Source organism: Citrobacter sp. Cpo061, assembly GCF_030332845.1.
GTDB classification, from domain to species: domain Bacteria; phylum Pseudomonadota; class Gammaproteobacteria; order Enterobacterales; family Enterobacteriaceae; genus Citrobacter; species Citrobacter portucalensis.
Genome location: NZ_JAOWHB010000023.1, coordinates 64,550 through 82,602, shown reverse-complemented (window position 1 = coordinate 82,602; position 18,053 = coordinate 64,550). Strand labels below are relative to the sequence as shown.

The 18,053-nt window shown below is 47.8% G+C and carries 12 protein-coding genes; 4 read left to right on the top strand and 8 right to left on the bottom strand.

Annotated features, from left to right (window positions below):
- Positions 1-103 precede the first annotated feature (103 nt).
- Both OGX97_RS02945 and OGX97_RS02940 read left to right on the top strand, forming a co-directional pair.
- The gene (locus tag OGX97_RS02945; protein WP_198801845.1) at positions 104-1,258 is read left to right on the top strand and encodes an efflux RND transporter periplasmic adaptor subunit; all 1,155 of its coding nucleotides are present in this window, start codon (positions 104-106) and stop codon (positions 1,256-1,258) included.
- A gap of 28 nt (positions 1,259-1,286) precedes the next feature.
- On the top strand, positions 1,287-4,403 hold the full coding sequence (locus tag OGX97_RS02940; RefSeq protein ID WP_048236596.1) for an efflux RND transporter permease subunit: 3,117 nt from the start codon (positions 1,287-1,289) through the stop codon (positions 4,401-4,403).
- A 208-nt stretch (positions 4,404-4,611) separates the two neighbouring features.
- Here OGX97_RS02940 and OGX97_RS02935 read toward each other — a convergent pair whose 3' ends face one another.
- Both OGX97_RS02935 and OGX97_RS02930 read right to left on the bottom strand, forming a co-directional pair.
- Entirely contained in the window at positions 4,612-4,959 is a 348-nt protein-coding gene (locus OGX97_RS02935) for an HdeA/HdeB family chaperone (RefSeq protein ID WP_020996283.1), read from the bottom strand.
- Positions 4,959-5,555: a DUF308 domain-containing protein gene (locus OGX97_RS02930; protein WP_279850939.1), complete on the bottom strand. Its 597-nt coding sequence runs from the start codon at positions 5,553-5,555 to the stop codon at positions 4,959-4,961. Before OGX97_RS02930 ends, OGX97_RS02935 begins: the two co-directional genes overlap by 1 nt.
- A 281-nt stretch (positions 5,556-5,836) precedes the next feature.
- On the opposite strand from OGX97_RS02930, the gene OGX97_RS02925 reads away from it, so the two are divergent.
- Positions 5,837-6,469, top strand: a complete 633-nt coding sequence (locus tag OGX97_RS02925) for a YfdX family protein (RefSeq protein WP_003826081.1) — start codon at positions 5,837-5,839, stop codon at positions 6,467-6,469.
- A gap of 74 nt (positions 6,470-6,543) precedes the next feature.
- Here OGX97_RS02925 and OGX97_RS02920 read toward each other — a convergent pair whose 3' ends face one another.
- Entirely contained in the window at positions 6,544-9,786 is a 3,243-nt protein-coding gene (locus OGX97_RS02920) for an ATP-binding protein (protein ID WP_279850940.1), read from the bottom strand.
- Positions 9,787-9,790: 4 nt separating this feature from the next.
- Positions 9,791-10,405: an acid-sensing system DNA-binding response regulator EvgA gene (gene evgA, locus OGX97_RS02915; RefSeq protein WP_008785570.1), complete on the bottom strand. Its 615-nt coding sequence runs from the start codon at positions 10,403-10,405 to the stop codon at positions 9,791-9,793.
- Between the two features lie 841 nt (positions 10,406-11,246).
- Between evgA and OGX97_RS02910 the strand changes: the two genes are divergently transcribed.
- Positions 11,247-12,419 carry a hypothetical protein gene (locus OGX97_RS02910; RefSeq protein ID WP_279850941.1) on the top strand — a complete coding sequence of 391 codons (1,173 nt, stop codon included), beginning with the start codon at positions 11,247-11,249 and terminating at the stop codon, positions 12,417-12,419.
- 88 nt (positions 12,420-12,507) lie between these two features.
- Here OGX97_RS02910 and OGX97_RS02905 read toward each other — a convergent pair whose 3' ends face one another.
- From OGX97_RS02905 to dpaL, 4 genes are all read right to left on the bottom strand, one after another.
- Complete coding sequence (locus tag OGX97_RS02905) at positions 12,508-13,794, bottom strand: MFS transporter (protein WP_032944659.1); 1,287 nt, start codon at positions 13,792-13,794, stop codon at positions 12,508-12,510.
- 78 nt (positions 13,795-13,872) lie between these two features.
- Complete coding sequence (locus OGX97_RS02900) at positions 13,873-15,465, bottom strand: N-acyl-D-amino-acid deacylase family protein (protein WP_008785573.1); 1,593 nt, start codon at positions 15,463-15,465, stop codon at positions 13,873-13,875.
- Between the two features lie 67 nt (positions 15,466-15,532).
- On the bottom strand, positions 15,533-16,717 hold the full coding sequence (locus OGX97_RS02895; protein WP_008785574.1) for a YgeY family selenium metabolism-linked hydrolase: 1,185 nt from the start codon (positions 16,715-16,717) through the stop codon (positions 15,533-15,535).
- A 32-nt stretch (positions 16,718-16,749) separates the two neighbouring features.
- On the bottom strand, positions 16,750-17,964 hold the full coding sequence (dpaL, locus tag OGX97_RS02890; RefSeq protein ID WP_020996285.1) for a diaminopropionate ammonia-lyase: 1,215 nt from the start codon (positions 17,962-17,964) through the stop codon (positions 16,750-16,752).
- Between the last annotated feature and the right edge of the window lie 89 nt (positions 17,965-18,053).

Here is an 18,053-nt window from a genome sequence, read left to right as displayed (position 1 = left end):
TTACCCTTCTCATGCCTGACCATCTTTTGTTATTTACCGACAACTCCCCCACCCTGCATGCAATAAAAGAACATTTGTGTTTACACATTATTCAGGGATTACTATGAACAGAAAATACTTACTGTTGATACCATTATTCTTTAGCAGCGTCATCATCACCGCCTGCGATAATAAACCTGCAGTAAAAACCGCCATGGAGCCCGAGGTCGGCGTTGTTACCTTAGCGCCCTCCTCAGTAAATATTAAAAGTGAACTTCCGGGTCGCGCGCTTGCGTTCGAGATCGCCGAAATCCGTCCTCAGGTTGGAGGGATCATCATAAAACGCAACTTTGTTGAAGGCGATAAAGTCAGCAAAGGAGAATCACTGTATCAAATTGATCCTGCCCCGCTGCAGGCACGACTGGACTCAGCCAAAGGCGCGTTGGCAAAGGCACAGGCTACCGCCAATAATGTTCGTCTGACACTCAATCGGCAGTCAGCGTTAATAAAATCTAATTACGTCAGCCGCCAGGACTATGACACGACGCGTTCACAGCTTAATGAAGCGCAAGCCAATGTTGCCGTCGCTAAAGCGGATCTTGAACAAGCCACCATCAATCTTCGATACGCCAATGTTACCTCGCCCATTGATGGCATTAGCGGCAAATCTTCCGTGACCGTGGGTGCCCTGGTTACTGCCAATCAGGAAAACGCGCTGGTCACCGTTCAGAGATTAGATCCGATTTATGTTGATTTAACCCAGTCAGTACAGGACTTCTTACGCCTGAAAGAAGAGAAAGCCAACGGCCAAATCGCCCAGCAACAAGGCAAAATTCCGGTTGAGCTAATGCTGGAAAACGGCAAGCCCTATCGCCATACCGGTACGCTTGAGTTTTCCGATCCCGCTGTTGATGAGACCACCGGTTCGGTAACCCTGCGCGCCGTATTTCCCAATCCTGAAGGTGAAATTTTACCCGGTATGTATGTCACGGCGTTGCTGGATGAAGGTAGTCAACAAAACGTGTTGATGGTCCCCCAGCAAGGAATTACGCATAACGAGCAAGGAAAAGCCACCGCGCTGATCCTTGACCAGGAAAACGTAGTGCAACTGCGTGAAATAAACGCAGTGAAGGCCGTTGGTAATCAATGGTTAGTGACCGCGGGATTACATCCTGGCGATCGGGTCATTGTGTCCGGATTACAAAGAATTCGTCCGGGAATCAAAGCCCGGGTCCTCCCTTCAAAACTGAACACACCTGACACGGTAGCTGAACAGTAATATTTCAGGCATTAAGGACACTTTCTTCATGGCCAACTTTTTTATTGAGCGCCCGGTTTTCGCCTGGGTGCTCGCTATTATCATGATGTTTACGGGCGGTATCGCGATAATGAACCTGCCTGTCGCCCAATATCCACAAATTGCGCCCCCAACCATTACCATCAGCGCTGCCTACCCAGGGGCTGACGCAAAGACCGTTGAAGACTCCGTCACCCAGGTGATTGAACAGAATATGAATGGTCTTGATGGCCTGATGTATATGTCATCCACCAGCGATGCGGCAGGTAATGCCTCGATTATCCTGACCTTCAAAACGGGTACGTCACCCGATATTGCGCAGGTTCAGGTACAGAATAAACTACAGCTGGCGATGCCTTCCTTGCCACAGGAAGTACAACAGCAAGGGATCAGCGTTGATAAATCCAGCAGCAATATCTTAATGGTTGCCGGTTTTATCTCTGATAATAACAGCCTGAGCCAATATGATATTGCCGACTATGTGGCCTCGAACATTAAAGATCCGCTAAGCCGCACTGCCGGGGTGGGGAGCGTACAGTTATTCGGTTCGCAATACGCCATGCGCATCTGGTTGGATCCACAAAAGCTCGACAAGTATAACCTCACTCCCGAGGACGTCATTACCCAGCTCAAAGTGCAGAATAATCAGATATCTGGCGGGCAGTTGGGGGGCATGCCTCAGTCAGCCGATCAGCAGTTAAATGCGTCGATAATCGTCCAGACGCGTCTGCAAACGACCGATGAATTTGGCAAGATCTTCCTTAAAGTTCAGCAAGATGGTTCTCAGGTTCTGCTGCGCGATGTCGCGCGCATTGAGCTGGGTGCGGAAAATTATGCAACGGTTGCACGTTACAACGGCAAACCCGCCGCCGGGATTGCGATTAAACTTGCCGCTGGTGCCAATGCCCTGGCAACGTCCCAGGCGGTCAAACAAGAGCTGAACAGATTATCGGCCTGGTTTCCGGCCAGTATGAAAACCGTTTATCCCTATGACACCACGCCGTTTATCGAGATTTCGATTCAGGGTGTTTTTCATACTTTGATCGAGGCAATCATTCTGGTATTCCTCGTCATGTATCTGTTTTTGCAGAGTTTCCGTGCGACGCTTATCCCCACTATCGCCGTTCCGGTGGTTATCCTCGGAACCTTTGCAATACTCGACGTCGCCGGTTTTTCAATTAACACGCTCACGATGTTTGGCATGGTGCTGGCGATAGGGCTGTTGGTCGATGATGCCATCGTGGTGGTTGAGAACGTAGAACGTATTATTGCCGAAGAGCACTTGTCTCCAAAAGCGGCAACGCATAAAGCAATGGGCCAGCTCCAGAGGGCGCTGGTTGGTATTGCCGTCGTGTTATCCGCCGTATTTATGCCGATGGCGTTTATGAGCGGGGCAACGGGTGAAATTTTCCGTCAGTTTTCCATCACCTTGATCTCCTCCATGCTGCTGTCGGTATTTGTGGCAATGAGCCTGACGCCTGCACTTTGCGCTATGTTGTTGAAATCCCACGAAGGAGAAAAGGAAAACACACATTTTCTGTTTACCCGTTTCAATCACTTCATGGAGAAATGCACTCAGCACTACACGGACAGCACCCGTAGACTGCTACGTCGCACAGGCCGTTATATGGTCGTCTATTTAGTCATTGGCGCGGGCATGATTGTGCTGTTTTTACGCACTCCGACCTCGTTTCTGCCTGAAGAAGATCAGGGGGTATTCATGACCACGGCACAATTGCCTTCGGGTTCAACGATGGTGAACACCAGTAAAGTGCTCGGGGAAATAACCGACTACTACCTGACGAAAGAGCAGAAAAACGTTGCTTCTGTTTTCACCGTCGGCGGATTTGGTTTCAGCGGCCAGGGACAAAACAACGGTCTGGCGTTTATCAGCCTGAAGCCCTGGTCAGAACGCGTTGGCGAAGAAAACTCGGTTACCGCTATTATTCGACGGGCCATGATGGCCTTAAGCACCATCAATAATGCCGTCGTTTATCCGTTCAATTTACCGGCGGTCGCAGAATTGGGCACCGCATCAGGGTTTGATATGGAGCTGCTGGATAACGGTAATCTTGGGCATGAAAAAATGATGCAGGCGCGGAACCAGCTTCTGGCTTTGGCCAACCAGTCATCCGGTGAGGTCGACGGGGTGCGTCCGAACGGTCTGGAAGATACACCGATGTTCCGCATTCACGTCAACGCCAAAAAGGCTGAAGCTATGGGCGTTGCGTTATCGGATATTAATCAGACCATCTCCACCGCGTTTGGTAGTCGCTATGTCAATGATTTCCTGAACCAGGGGCGCGTAAAAAAAGTGTATGTCCAGGCCGATACGCCGTTCCGTATGTTGCCGGACAATATCAACCACTGGTACGTACGTAACGCCTCCGGTTCCATGACGCCGCTCTCCGCCTACTCATCCACCGAGTGGACCTACGGTTCTCCTCGCCTTGAACGCTACAACGGCCAACCAGCAATGGAAATTCTGGGCCAGCCGGTTGAAGGGAAAAGCAGCGGTGATGCGATGAAATTTATGGCATCGCTGATTAATAAACTGCCCGCAGGCGTCGGCTATGCCTGGACCGGTCTGTCTTATCAGGAGGCGCTATCCACAAACCAGGCACCAATGCTGTACGGCATCTCGCTGATCGTCGTGTTTCTGGCGCTGGCGGCACTGTATGAAAGCTGGTCGATCCCGTTCTCGGTGATGCTGGTTGTGCCAATCGGGGTGGTCGGCGCTTTGCTGGCTACCGATCTGCGCGGTCTGAGCAATGATGTTTATTTCCAGGTCGGCCTGCTCACCACCATGGGGCTGTCGGCTAAAAACGCCATTCTGATCGTCGAGTTTGCCGTCGAGATTATGCAGAAAGAAGGGAAAACGCCGCTTGAAGCCGCAGTGGAAGCCGCGCAAATGCGCTTACGTCCAATTCTGATGACCTCACTCGCCTTCATCCTGGGGGTTATTCCACTGGCAATAAGCAACGGCGCGGGCTCTGGTGCGCAAAATGCCGTCGGTACGGGGGTTATCGGTGGGATGCTGGCCGCGACGGTACTGGCAATCTATTTTGTTCCAGTGTTCTTTGTCCTCGTTGAAAATACGTTAGCGCGATTTAAAGCTCGACGCTGATCCCCTGCCCTATCCCTGGGTTTAGATTATTAAATTCCCAGGGATGGGGCTTCGTGTGTCAGGTCTACGGTTATTAGCGAGCACGGCTATCCAGCGAGTTTCTCGTGGATAGCAGGGTAAGCATTACGCGGATTTTTTATAAGGAACGACTGAGGGTAGGAACAGAGGTTGTCAATTCTAACTAAAGCCAGGCTATCAAAACGGTTAATCAATAGTGCAGACCGGAACCTTTCAGATTTACAGCCAGTTCACCCAGTTTTGTATTCGGATGCTGATGGCACATTTTAACCATTTTCGGTACAGCTTCCGTTTCCACCTCATGCAGGGGAACATAATCATCGCCTTTAAAGTCAGAATTTTTATTAACAATCACAAAGGCAATTGCCGTCTTGTATTGCTGACTCATATCAACAAATTCTTTACAGGTCATATCTTGTGGCGCAGCTTCCGTTGCCTGAGTAGCCAAAGCACGGGTCATTGGTGCCATAACAGAGGTCACAAGAATAGCCGCAGAAACCATCATTTTAATATTCACTATGCGCTCCAGAGTTAGCATTAATTTTTATCGGCGAGCTTATCAGTTTTAACCAGCGTCGCATTTCTACGCAGACAGATAAAAGCTAAAGAACTAAAGATCATCTCGACACCAATAAAAATTGAGGTAAATACATACGATCTGTCGGGATCCATATTCAGCCATACGCCGGCAATAAGCAGGTCAAAAATACCAATAAAAATGTTCCATCCATAACCCGGACTACGGAACAGTTTGACCCCAGAGGCGATACGAAAAATCCCCCCCAGAATAAACAGGCAGCAAAATACCATTGCCAGTGAATTCATGCCTATCACAGGATTCACGAGGAAACAGTAACCCAGCAGTAACCACGCGATAGCAAAAAAGGCATAGGTAAATTTGGCTTTCAATTGCTTTTTACCTGAACTAAACAGGCTATAAATAGAATAGAAACCACATACCAGGAACATAAAACCGGTTGCATAGCTTAAATAAACACCTGCGGCAATCGGATAAATCAAGCAGCAGATGCCACAAATCAACATCAACACCGCCATAATCGTCGCGTGCTTTTTATAATGAACGAGTTTTTTTTCATTAAACGCTCTCAGGCTACGCTGATTAAAAACAAACATACATCCTCCGTTATACATAAACGCAATGTAACCTGTTGACACAAGAATTATTACTCACTCAACATATGTTACTTACAGTGGAATGATAAGACTTCCACTAAGGAAGCGTATATAAGAACAAGAGAATGTCGCTATGCGTATATTCCTACACATGTCAGACATCTGACACTTGTAGGATTAAACGGTCATTATTCTATCTTGGCTCTGATTCCTCTCTTTAACATTATTTAATATGCTTATTGCGTTTGGTGACATATACCAAATTTATTCAGGAGAAAGTAATGAAAAAGATTATTCTTGCGGGTGTGCTTGCAACCATGATGGGTTCAGCACCAGTGATGGCTGCTACTGCTACCACAACCACTCCGGCGCAAGCTGCTACCGCAAATGTACAAAAAGAAGCTGCCGATGTTATGCAGGTCGCAGTGCAAGGCGCAAATGCGATGCGTGATATTCAGCTTGCTCGTCTGGCCCTGTTTCATGGACAGCCTGACAGCGCTAAAAAATTAACCGATGACGCGGCTTCCCTGCTGGCAGGCGACAGCAAAGATTGGGCGAAATTTGTAAAAGCTGCGCCTAAAGCCAAGATGATTGACGATCAGTACGTGGTTATTAACGCTACGGTCGCGCTGTCAGAAGACTATATTGCGACTCCGGCCAAAGAATCCGCTATCAAAACAGCGAATGGCAAAATGGCCAAAGGCGACTGGAAAGGTGCAGTGGATACTCTGCAACTGGCTGGTATCAGCGTGCTTCAGACCCAATACCTGATGCCTCTGAATCAGACTCGTAAAGCCGTTGCCAGCGCGCAAAAACTGCTGACTTCCGGTAAATACTATGAAGCAAACCTTGTGTTAAAAGGTGCTGAAGATGGCATTGTGGTCGATAGCGAGATGATCGGCGCAGGCCAGTAGTACTCAGCACTACGGAGTGTTGAACCAGGACTTTCTCTCCTGATCGGGCAGCTACAGCTACCCGATCAGGGGGATTAATGGCTAATCAGACTGTCTATCTCAATCTCAATTTCCCGCATAACAGCAATGATCTTCTGCAATGCCTCCTCGCGTTCTGACAGAGAAAGATCGTCATGTCGTCTGGATTCGAAAGGGTCGCACAGGTTCTGTAGCGCAGTGATACCCAGAATTTGCGCCGAACCATGCAACCGGTGAAGGGCTCGCAAAAACAGCTGAGGTTCATCTTGCAGAACGGCTTTCTCTGCCGCTTGTATATCATTCAGCGTTGCCTCGCGAAATGTCTCGAGAATCTCGTTCATCAGTGCGCGATCGCCGCCGGTATTTTCCGTCAACACATTGAATTTCAAATGCCGGATTGTACAAGGAGATGCATAACCGGTTTCGATTTTACTCAATTCGTGGGTCAGTGTCTGAATCGACACAGGCTTGAACAGGCACAAGTTCATACCATTTTGCAGGCATCGATCGCGTGACTGTGGAAGTGCGCTGGCCGTCAGTCCCCATATTTGTAAATTCGGCTGTTGACGACGTAGCGAAGCCGCGAGATCAAACCCGTCTTTTTTCGGCATATTTACATCGGTTATCAGCAGATCGTACGATTTCTTCGCCAGTTTGGCTTCTGCTTCCTCCCCATCACACGCTTCATCCACGCTGTAGCCAATGGCATTCAACTGTCGCTTGAGCAGCAGGCGATTGGTTGGATTATCGTCAGCTATCAAAATAGACAGACACGGAAGCGGTAACAAAGTACCGGGCGCATCGCCATCCGATACAATCGACTGTCGAGCTGTTTCAACCGGCAGCGTTATGGTAAACGTGGTTCCTTGCAACGGGACGCTCATCAACTCCAGCGTCCCACCCATCAACGTCACCAGTTCTTTGCAGATAAATAACCCCAGTCCAGAACCGGTTTGTTGACGCCCGCAGCGTCCCTGAGCGTAACGCTGAAACAGCCCCGCCTGCTCCTCTTCACTAATACCGCAACCGGTGTCGCTAATGGCAATAGTCAGGGTACCGTGATTCTCCCCCTCAGGCATCAAACGGGCCGTCACATGAATGCTGCCCTGCTCGGTAAACTTCAACGCATTACCCACCAGGTTGGTGAGAATTTGCCGCAAAGCCTGCTGATCGACAAATACCCGCTCGTTCGCCGGCAACTGACTAACACAGGCAAGCGTAATGCCTTTCTGTCTGGCTAAGGCATCGAAAGAGTGGCACTGCAATTCAATGAGTTGCGAGAGATCCGTCCATTGAGGAACAACCTGGTATTTACCAGACTCAATCTTATCCACATCCAGAATCTTACCGATCAGCCCAAGCAATGACTGGGCCGTCGCCCCGGTAAGGGCAATCGCCTCTTTTCGCTGTGCCGGGCTGAGTTCTGAACTCGACAGTAATTCCACAAAGCCAACAATCGAACTTACCGGAGTACGTAATTCATGGCTCATACTCGCCAGAAAGCGACTTTTGGCCTTGGTTGCTTCAATCGCTTTATTCTTTTCGTTTTCCAGTTCTTGAGATAATGCTTCTTTGAGATGAAGCTGCTCTTCCAGTAGCCGCTGCGATTGTTTCCTTTTATTTACCTCACGGGAGAGTGAGATCCCCCAGATCAGGCTAATTGCTATCAGCAGCAGCGCGAATATCCCCAGTTGATAGAACTGTTTGCTATATCGACTCCAGAAATCGACCTGCGTATTGGAAATTTTCGACCACCTCTCCGTCATCTGCAAAATTTCACGTGGCGGTATGGCCTGTAGCGCTTTATCCATAACAGACTTCAACATCGGCTCGCGGGGAGAGATTGCAAAACTTACCGACGCACCAGGCATATCTGGAAGCCTAAAAAAGTGCATATTTTTCTGGTAGTAATGATCGACCATAAATCTTGCCGACAATTCGGTAGCGATTGCCGCATCAACGCTGCCCTCCTTAACCATGGCCATCGCAACACTGCCAGTATCCGCATTCACCCAAGTGGCCTGCGGATAGCGTTGCTTCAGCTCACTTTCCAGCACATGCCCGGCAGGCAAAGCAATACGTATCGGCTTCTCCAGTAGCGATTCGGCGGTTTCCTCACGGGAAGTGATCATCACAAATGCCACATTCATCAGCGGATCGCTAAAGGCCGAATTGCTCGGGTTTTGATGAGTTAGCGTGATAGTGGGATACATATCCCACTGTTCGCCGCTTATTTGCTTTGTCTGCTCACTTTTGGAGCTAGCTAAAATGGGTTCAAAATCGAGCCCCGTTTGCAGATGAATAATATTCAGCAAATCACCAATAATACCGCGTAACTCACCACTGCGATCGACCAGCGTATAGGGCGAGTAATCTGGGTTGATTAAAATGCGGATAACATGCTTTTTCTTCAACCACGCTTTTTCCTGATCGGTGAAAGGAATAGGCGCATTCAGATAGGCAAGGTTGCCGCGGTTCAGCCAGTTCTGCATGACTTGCATATGAATTTCATTACTGATTGACGTAATGAAACCATCAAGAATATTTCTTAATACAGGCTGATCTTCGTTAACGACAAAATAATTATATTGTTCTTGCTTATCAAAGTAGTGCGTAATAACCAGTGATTGTGAGAAGTATCGAGAGATACAATGACTGCTGGTGATATTGTTACCAATATAATATTGGTTATCGCCATTCACTACCGACGCCATAGCCTGATACTCGTCGTCATAAAATGAGACTTTAGCCTCAGGAAAAGCCCCCTGGATAACATCGAGAAAAGGGCAATCCCGCACACACGCGACGCTAACCTGATGGTTCGAGGTCAGCGGCAGCATAGTGTTTTTTAGCGATGTTACAAGCGTCGGCCACGTGGTCAGCAATGCCGAAGTACGCAACAAATTCCCGCCAACATCCTGGCGTCGGGACAGTTGGGTTATCAGCGTATCAACATCGTTATTGGCGAGCGCGGCCAGCGCCTCTTGCTCATTATCATACTGCTTTATAATGATTTTTAGATTGAGGTTCTTTTGCATTAACGCAAGGTAATCCGCGTTGACGCCCCGATAATATTCACCGCTATTTTGATAAACAATGGGGGAGACTTCCGGTAACCAGGTGCCAACAACCAAGGTTTTTTTATGCGCTAACCAGTTTGTTTCTTCCCTGTTCAAACCGATATTTTGCACTGAGGTATTATAGTTACTTTTTAGCTCAACTTGCCGAGCTGAGCTTACACCCGTAGACAACCCGATGGTAAAGATGACCATCAAAAAAATAAAAAAGCGTTCCAGCATTACTCTATCCTATTTTATTTCTCTGCGCATAATCATAAATTTCCATTAATGATGAACAATCTAATTTTTCCATCAACCGGCTTTTATAGGTACTTACCGTTTTATTACTGATATTCATTTTGCTGGCAATTGTGCTGTAATCCATGCCATTAAGGATATAACGCAATACTCTCATTTCCTGGTTCGACAACGTATCAAGCTTATCCTGCTCGCTGACGGATGAACCAGTAAAGTGCTCAAGGGAAAAGGGAAAATAGCTATAGCCATTTTTTGCTGCTTCAATTGCGGCAAGAATATTATTCATACCTTCTTTTTTACTCACAAATCCGTTAGCACCGTATTCGGCGCTACGTTTGCCGTAAAAAAATTCATTTTTGGCTGAAATGATAATGATTACACCAGCATAGTGCCGCTTTCTCAGCTGCTCCAGCACTTCGATGCCACTGATACCCGGAATATCCACATCGATAATCAACAACTCCGGTTTAGTTTTTTCAACGGTTTGAACCACTTGATCCCCACTGTCGAGTTCGGTGGTCACAGCGATACCATTGGTATCGAGTAAGTTGCGGATGGCAATGCGAGCCAATGGGTGATCGTCAACGATTATCGCGTTCATTGCGTATAAGAATCCCGATAAATAAAGAGAGGCGATGGCTATAGAGCAGATGAGTCTTCAATATTATGTTTTATAAACGCAAGACTTTAAGAGGAAAATTCTAGCATAGCCACGCGTATATTTTATTATTTTTTCATAATTCGAATGAATAAATCATAAAAATAACATTTTGATTTACAAAAATTAAACTTTGAACCTTTGTAAATATCAAATCATTAACACAACGTAAAGGAAAATTCCTACACATGTAGGACAGGTCTTTCATTTATTAGAGTTCATTCTTAACAAAGCTATTAATATCAATAGGGTAGTAAGCATTAGAACCGTAAAAATACAAAAAACACCCCTCATCTGACGATCATTCCGTTAGGGTGGCATGGTGGAAAGCCGCTATCAAATAGCCGCTTACGTTGAACATTCCCATGCACATTTCTATGCCAGCAACTTTACATTACAAACAAATATTATTTTTCAATACGTTGCCTACGACAGTTTTTTGTTAATTTTATTTCTATATGAAATTATCCTACACTTGTCTTTATGCTTAAATAAAGCAGAAATAGCGCATTTCAAATTTCCAGGTTACATCGATGCGCTGCTAAAAAAATAAGATAGAGCATTTTTTCATACTTTCGGGTGATAACAATTTTACTAACCTGAATTTTGGAGAAACTGTAAACACAGAGGGATCGTACACTGGCACAACCTGGCGGGAAGAAAAACCGGCCAACGTTAAAAGCACCATTTTCACATTCTAAGGAGAAAAATAGGTTACCAGAACAGCAACTTACGCTTCTCTTCTGGTAGTAAGCAAAGCAATTGATTGATGGCGTATAGCAAAATGAATCAAATACGAGAATCATTAAACAATGTTGTATTCCCTGACACAATGCCTGACGCATGGCCTTATCAATCCTGGTGTTCACCTGAAAATATTGATACCGATATTACATGGTACTCATTTACTGACCTGGATTTGATGATCGAAGCCTGGTTGGGTAAAGACTCTCTCATCCCGGTGAACAAAACCGTATGGGGTTTTGTGAACGAAAATGAACCATTAATCCAGATAGTTATCCACGAAGATATTGCATATATTGCAATTAATCACAGATTCTATTCATGGGTAATTATTGTTGCAGGAACATACAACTTAAACATCAGTCTCGATCTTGCCTCCATATTTAAACACACAGCCTTAGCCGATACAGCGCTATGTATTATAGCCAATCGCGTTGACATACATTCAGTAGAGGTATCTCTTAACACCGCCCGCTCTTTTATGAACTTCGTTTTCTTTCATGAATTGGTTCATTTGATGTGTTGCCAGCATCAATACATCAAGATGAATGGCAACCAACTTCCGTATATCAGGACCATGGAGTTTATTGCCGACTTTCTAGCGTACGAACATTCACTCATGCCTGTAACTTACGAATATACCGTACAAAAAGACAACTGGGATCTGCAGATGAGTACCGCTCGATGCCTTGGCTTTGTCATCGCGTCCTATTTCATCATTAAGACGAAACAGATCAACAATTTAAATCTATATCCATCCATAAATGAAAGAACCACCTTATTGCTGAGTTACATATTATCGCCATCTTTAACGCGGAGTGAACGGGAGGGATTACTGCTAAAATATGAAGCCAGTGGAATAATGGATGCTTATATCCGGCGAGGAAAGCTAGGATTTAACATTGGCAATAATGATTCCCTCATCTCGACTGACTATTCTGCATGTCGTTGTAATTGCAGCAAATGCAGCGCATTCGCCAACGAGATATGTAACAAGGCCAAACCATTGAACAGTGAAGTATTAAACCATATGAGCATTTATACAGAATGCTTCCCTAAAAATAAGGTTTTTTACCCCTTTCCTGTTATAGATAAAAGAGATAACAAAACATCTCATTTTTGTAGTTTACAAAATCCTATACTGTTTTCCTTAGAGAAAACGATTAAAAGATCCTCTGCATTTCTTTCAAACCGATTCCTGAGTTTCCACTAAGAGCCTAATGGGATAGGCTCTAAATCACTTATTTCCGTCATCCTTAATGTGGCTCTGGAACAGCAGAGCCACAAGAGAGAGACATTAATCAGGCTTTACTGGGCAACGCTCCCACTGCCTGCGAGCTTTTGACTGTCAGTGTAACGACAGCTGAGCACAACAGTGCAGCAATCATAAAGATAAAGGCGCTGTTATAGCTTCCGCCGCTGCTTTGGATAAGCCAGCCGATGATCGGCGCTGATACAACTCCTGCCATCTGGCCGCCAAAGTTAACAATACCGGATGCCCGCCCCATGATGTTGCTCGGGATCGTATCCATCAGAATGCCCCAGAACGTCGCCATGGCAAAGAACATGAACAGGGCTGAGACACACTGATAAACCACCGCCATATCTGCACTGCTCACGCTGAAAGTCAGATACAGGAATCCCGCGGCAATAACAGAGGTTACGACATACAGCGTTTTACGCTGGGGTTTGAATTTGTCTGAGCAATAACCGCCTAATAATGTTCCGCCAGCCCCGAACAGGAAGGGAATGGCCGCCATGACGCCGGTCTTTGCCAGAGAAAACTCTCGTACGGTAATCAGGTAGCTTGGTAGCCAGGTTGAAAAACCCCAGAAGGTAATATCAAACAAAAACCAGATACTGGCCATTTGCCAGAGCACTGGCATTTTGAGTACGTCTTTAAACGCGATAGCGCTGGTGTTTTGCAGGCTCCCCTGATCGTCAGCAGCCAGCTCCGCCAGGTCTTGCTGCGTAATAGCAGGGTGATCTTTCGGGTTGTCACGCGTAAATAAGTAGATACCTGCCGCGATAAACAGACCGGGAATACCCAGCACGATAAAAACCATGTGCCAGCCAAATGCCCCGATGATGCTTGCCGCCACAACTACCGCCAGCGCTGGGCCTAAGGTGTTAACCGTTGACTGAATCGCCGTGGCGCGACCACGCTCTTTCGACGGGAAATAGGTTGATATCATCTTCCATGAGGCCGACGGGAAACATCCCTCACCGATACCAAAGAAGAATCGTACTGCTAACATCAGCGGCAGCGTCAGCACAGCGCCGGTTAAGCTGGTGAACACAGACCACCATGCAATACCAATGGCCATGATTTTGCGCGAGCCAAATTTATCCGCCAGTAATCCACCGGGAATTTGAAACGCAGCATAACCAATAAAAAAGGCGCTAATAATTAAACCTTGTTGAGTCGTATCAAGATTTAAATCTTTGCCAATATAAGGGAGCGAAACGCTCATCACCATTCTGTCGAGAAAAGAGAGCAGCCACGCCAGCCAGATCAGGGTCAGGACGGTATATCTTGCTTTCCAGGTCTTGGGTTTACCTGAAGGTAAAGACGTTTGTAGGTTCATTGTGATGTCCTTAGGGTGTAGTGATCTACCGCGGCCATAAATAGTCGCGATAGATCCATGCGTGTTTAGCGTTATTTATTAATATTGTTTTCTAATAACCGTACCGCTACAGGCATAACTTTCCGTGCCATTGATTAAGGCAATGCGCCCATTAACCATGACAATTTCAATCCCTTCCGGGTACTGATTGGGTTCCACAAAAGTGCCTTTATCCGTAATTGTGTTCGGATCGAACATCACAATATCCGCTGCATAACCCACCTTCAGCAGTCCGCGATCCTGCAAACCCAATACTTCAGCAGGTTTTCCCGTCATCTTGCGGATTGCCGCTTCCCAGCTCAGACATCCCTCTTCACGGACATATTTACCGAGTACGCGAGGGAATGCGCCAAACACGCGCGGGTGCGGTTTGCCAGCCCCCATTAAGCCGTCGGTACAGACGTTTTGCTCAGGTCGACAGAGAAACTTAATCACATGCTCTTCGGTACCGTAGAAGTCGACCATCCCCACGGCGTTTTCCTCTTCAAAGAGCAGATCGAAGGTGGCGTTGTACGGATCTTTTCCGCGCAGCTCGCCCAACTGGACGAGGTTCAAACCGACAGCATCCTGATTTTTTGCCGTTTTTACGCTGGTGACAAAAATCTGGTCCAAACCGGCAAAATCGATAAAGTTATCCCAGCCAGGAATACCCTGCTGAATATCATCAATCATTTTGGCGCGCAGTTCGGGCGAGGCGAGACGCTCAAGTAATTTGTCCGTACCACCGGAGTGAACCCAGGGCGGCAGGATCACGCCAAGCATCGTACTGCCCGCCACATACGGATACTGGTCGAAAGAGATACGAATTCCCTCTTCCTGCGCCTGTTCCAGCATGCCCAGCATCTGGTCGATCAGCCCCCAGTTTTTCTTGCCGCAAACCTTCATATGCGAAATATGTAGCCAGACGCCAGTGGCTTTGGCGATATCAATCAGTTCCTGGGTTGAGTTGATAATATCGTCAGCTTCACTGCGCTGATGCACCACAAAGATCCCGTCATATTTCGCCGTGACCTTACACAGTTCAATCATTTCGGCAGTATCACCAAAGGCGCAAGGCATATAGATAAGTCCAGTGGAAAGTCCAAATGCCCCAGCCTTTAGCTCCCGCTCAAGGACTTCACACATCTTCGCCACATCTTCACGGGTCGAAGGACGCCCATCCAGACCCATCGCTTCCATGCGCACGTTGCCATGAGGAACTAAATACGCGAGGTTTGTCGCCGGATGACGCGATGCCAGCAGATTGAGATAACCGTCTGTATTTTTATACTTCCAGTCAATTTTGTCGGTGTCACCGTCCAGCCCGGCGATATTTTTACGCCAGGCTGGAATATATTCTTCAGGTAGCGGTGCTAAGGCGACGCCATCCTGGCCCAACAGTTCGGTGGTGATACCCTGACGAATTTTTGCCGACAGCGCGGGGTTAATAATGGCCGACAGGTCAGAGTGCGTATGGGTATCAATAAAGCCAGGGCAAATAATTTTTCCTGTTGCATCAATTACCTGTTCATTGATGCCAACCTCAATTTGACCGATTTCGACAATACGTCCTTCATCAACCATCACATCGGCAATCCTGCCTTCACTGCCCGTCCCATCGATTACATTTCCGTTTTTGAAAATGGTTTTCATCGTTATTCTCCATGGCGGTGCTGCTGAGCGACACCGCCTGTAAGGTAAGAGGTGGTTATCTTTATTTTTATTGGCGATAGAGTGTCTGGATGATGCTGTAATAGCCGCTGGCTGAGCCGGTTAACTGATCGATCTCGATATACTCATCAATGGTGTGTGCCAGGTTTTCTCGTGAAGGACCGAAGCCGATGGTTTTGATTCCCGCTTCGCCCGCATAGTGGCTACCGTTGGTACAAAATGAGTACTGCGTAATGGTTGGATTAAAGCCAGCCTCACGAATGCCCACTAACGCTGCCTGCACAAATTCGTCGGACTCGTCGTACACCCAGCCTGGGAAGAAACGCTCTCCCTCAATCGTGGCGCCGGTATAGCAAGACTCCTGACCCACCGCGTAGGACACTCGGGCCTTAAACTGCGGATCCTGAGCAATAAGTTCGGCAAGCGCATTTTCCAGCGGAGCAATCACGCTTTCTTTGGTTTCACCCACCAGCAAACGGCGATCGTAGGTTGCGCGACAGTAATCCGGTACCACCGAGGCTCCCGGGTACGGCGAAGATTTAATGTCGGTCAGTTCCAGAATGCCAGGCCCCAGAACCGGATGCGTCGGCGGCGTGATCGTGCGAATTTTGTCGATCAATTGCGCCATTTTGTACACCGCGTTAATCCCCGCCTGTGGGTTAGCGGAGTGCGCGGGCTTACCAAAGGTTTCGACCACAATCTCAGCGCGGCCACGCTGACCAATTTTCAGGTTTAACTCGGAAGCTTCCCCAATGATCACGTAGTCTGGCTTATAGCGCTCGCTGACCAGGCGGGCAGCAATACCTTCAAAACACTCTTCATGCACGATGCACGCAACGTAGATTTTCCCGGCAAAATTTCGCTGATTGTCCTGACCGAAAAAGCCCACGGCGGAGATCATCGCCGCCACGGCACCTTTCATGTCAGTTGTGCCGCGACCATAAATTTTGCCATCTTCAATATCGCCGCCGTATGGGTTGCGGGACCACTTCTCTTCATTCACCGGCACGGTATCGATATGTCCATCGAGAACCAGCGTTTTCCCCGGCTGGTTGCCGACAATGCCGCCAACAATGTTGCCGTACTTATCAACGTGGATGTCATCGAATTGGTAATGCTGCATCATTGTTTTTATGGCATTAACCACTTCCCCTTCCTGACCGGAATAACTTTTTTGTTGGATCAGCGCCTGACAGTTTTTAATGACTTCTTCAATGCGGTTTGCAGATAACATGGGTTTCTCCGTTATATCTCTCAATCAGGGAATTATTTGTTGATGCCCGGGTACTGACCGCCCCAGACAATATCCAGATATTGTTGCGGGTCGGTATCCCCTTCGGTGCTGACTAACAGCACACGAGAGTGCGCATCCAACCCCAGTTGCTCACGCGTTTGCGCCAGTTCAGGCGAAGTCATCAGCAGCGCCAGCAGACCGGTAGTAACCGCACCTGACTCACCCGAAATAATCTGTGGATCGCCTGCCAGTGGGTTGCCCAACATGCGCATGCCCAACGCTGCAACTTCATCAGGACAGGAGGCAAATGCGTTGGCATAATCGCGCAGCAGTTTCCAGCCGATACTGTTCGCCTCACCGCAGGCGAGACCGGCCATCACGGTTTGTAAATCACCGCCCACCGCAATGGCATCCCCCTCTTTCGAACGGGCTGAGCGGTAGAGGCAATCGGCAATTAACGCTTCAGCGACGATCACTTTCGGGCGATTCTCCCCCCAGGCTGCCGTCACCATTCCCTGAACCATTCCGGCAAACGAGCCGACGCCTGCCTGCACAAAAATGTGCGTCGGCGCAACCTGATGCAGCTGATCTATCGCCTCCAGCATCAGCGTGCCGTAGCCCTGCATAATCCACTGCGGGATCTTTTCGTATCCTTCCCACGCGGTATCCTGCACCACAATCCAGCCATACTTTTCGGCCTGTTCTGCGGTCATACGAACCGCATCGTCATAGTTCATATCGACGATCTCAGCGGTAGCGCCTTCGTTACGGATAGAGGTCAGACGTTGCTGCGAAGAGCCCTTCGGCATATACACCACGGCGTTTTGCTTCAGTTGGCGCGCCATCCATGCCACGCCGCGACCGTGGTTGCCATCAGTAGTGGTGGCAAATGTGACGGTTTGCAGATCGTGGCGTACCTCTTCGCTGGTCATCACGTCAAACGGCAGTTCGCTGATATCCTTACCAACTAATTCAGCGATATGGCACGCCATCGCATAGGAGCCACCCAGCGCTTTAAAGGCTTTCAGGCCAAAACGCTGAGATTCATCTTTGAGGTAGATATTTTTTACGCCCAGTTTTTGTGAAAGCGCCGGTAGCGTATACAGCGGCGTCGGCGCGTAACCCGGAATAGACCGATGAAAATTCAACGCTTTTACCAGTTCCTGGCGGCTAAACGGTGCCAACGGCGCGTTCGGATGTTCGGTAAACGGTGTCTGGTTAATAAAAAATGATAAGTTTTCCTGCATCATAAAACCTCATTGTCCTGGTATTTCATTCCCTGTAATCGGTGCAATACAGAGATATTTCCGTTATCGGTATTGGCAATAGAGCAAAA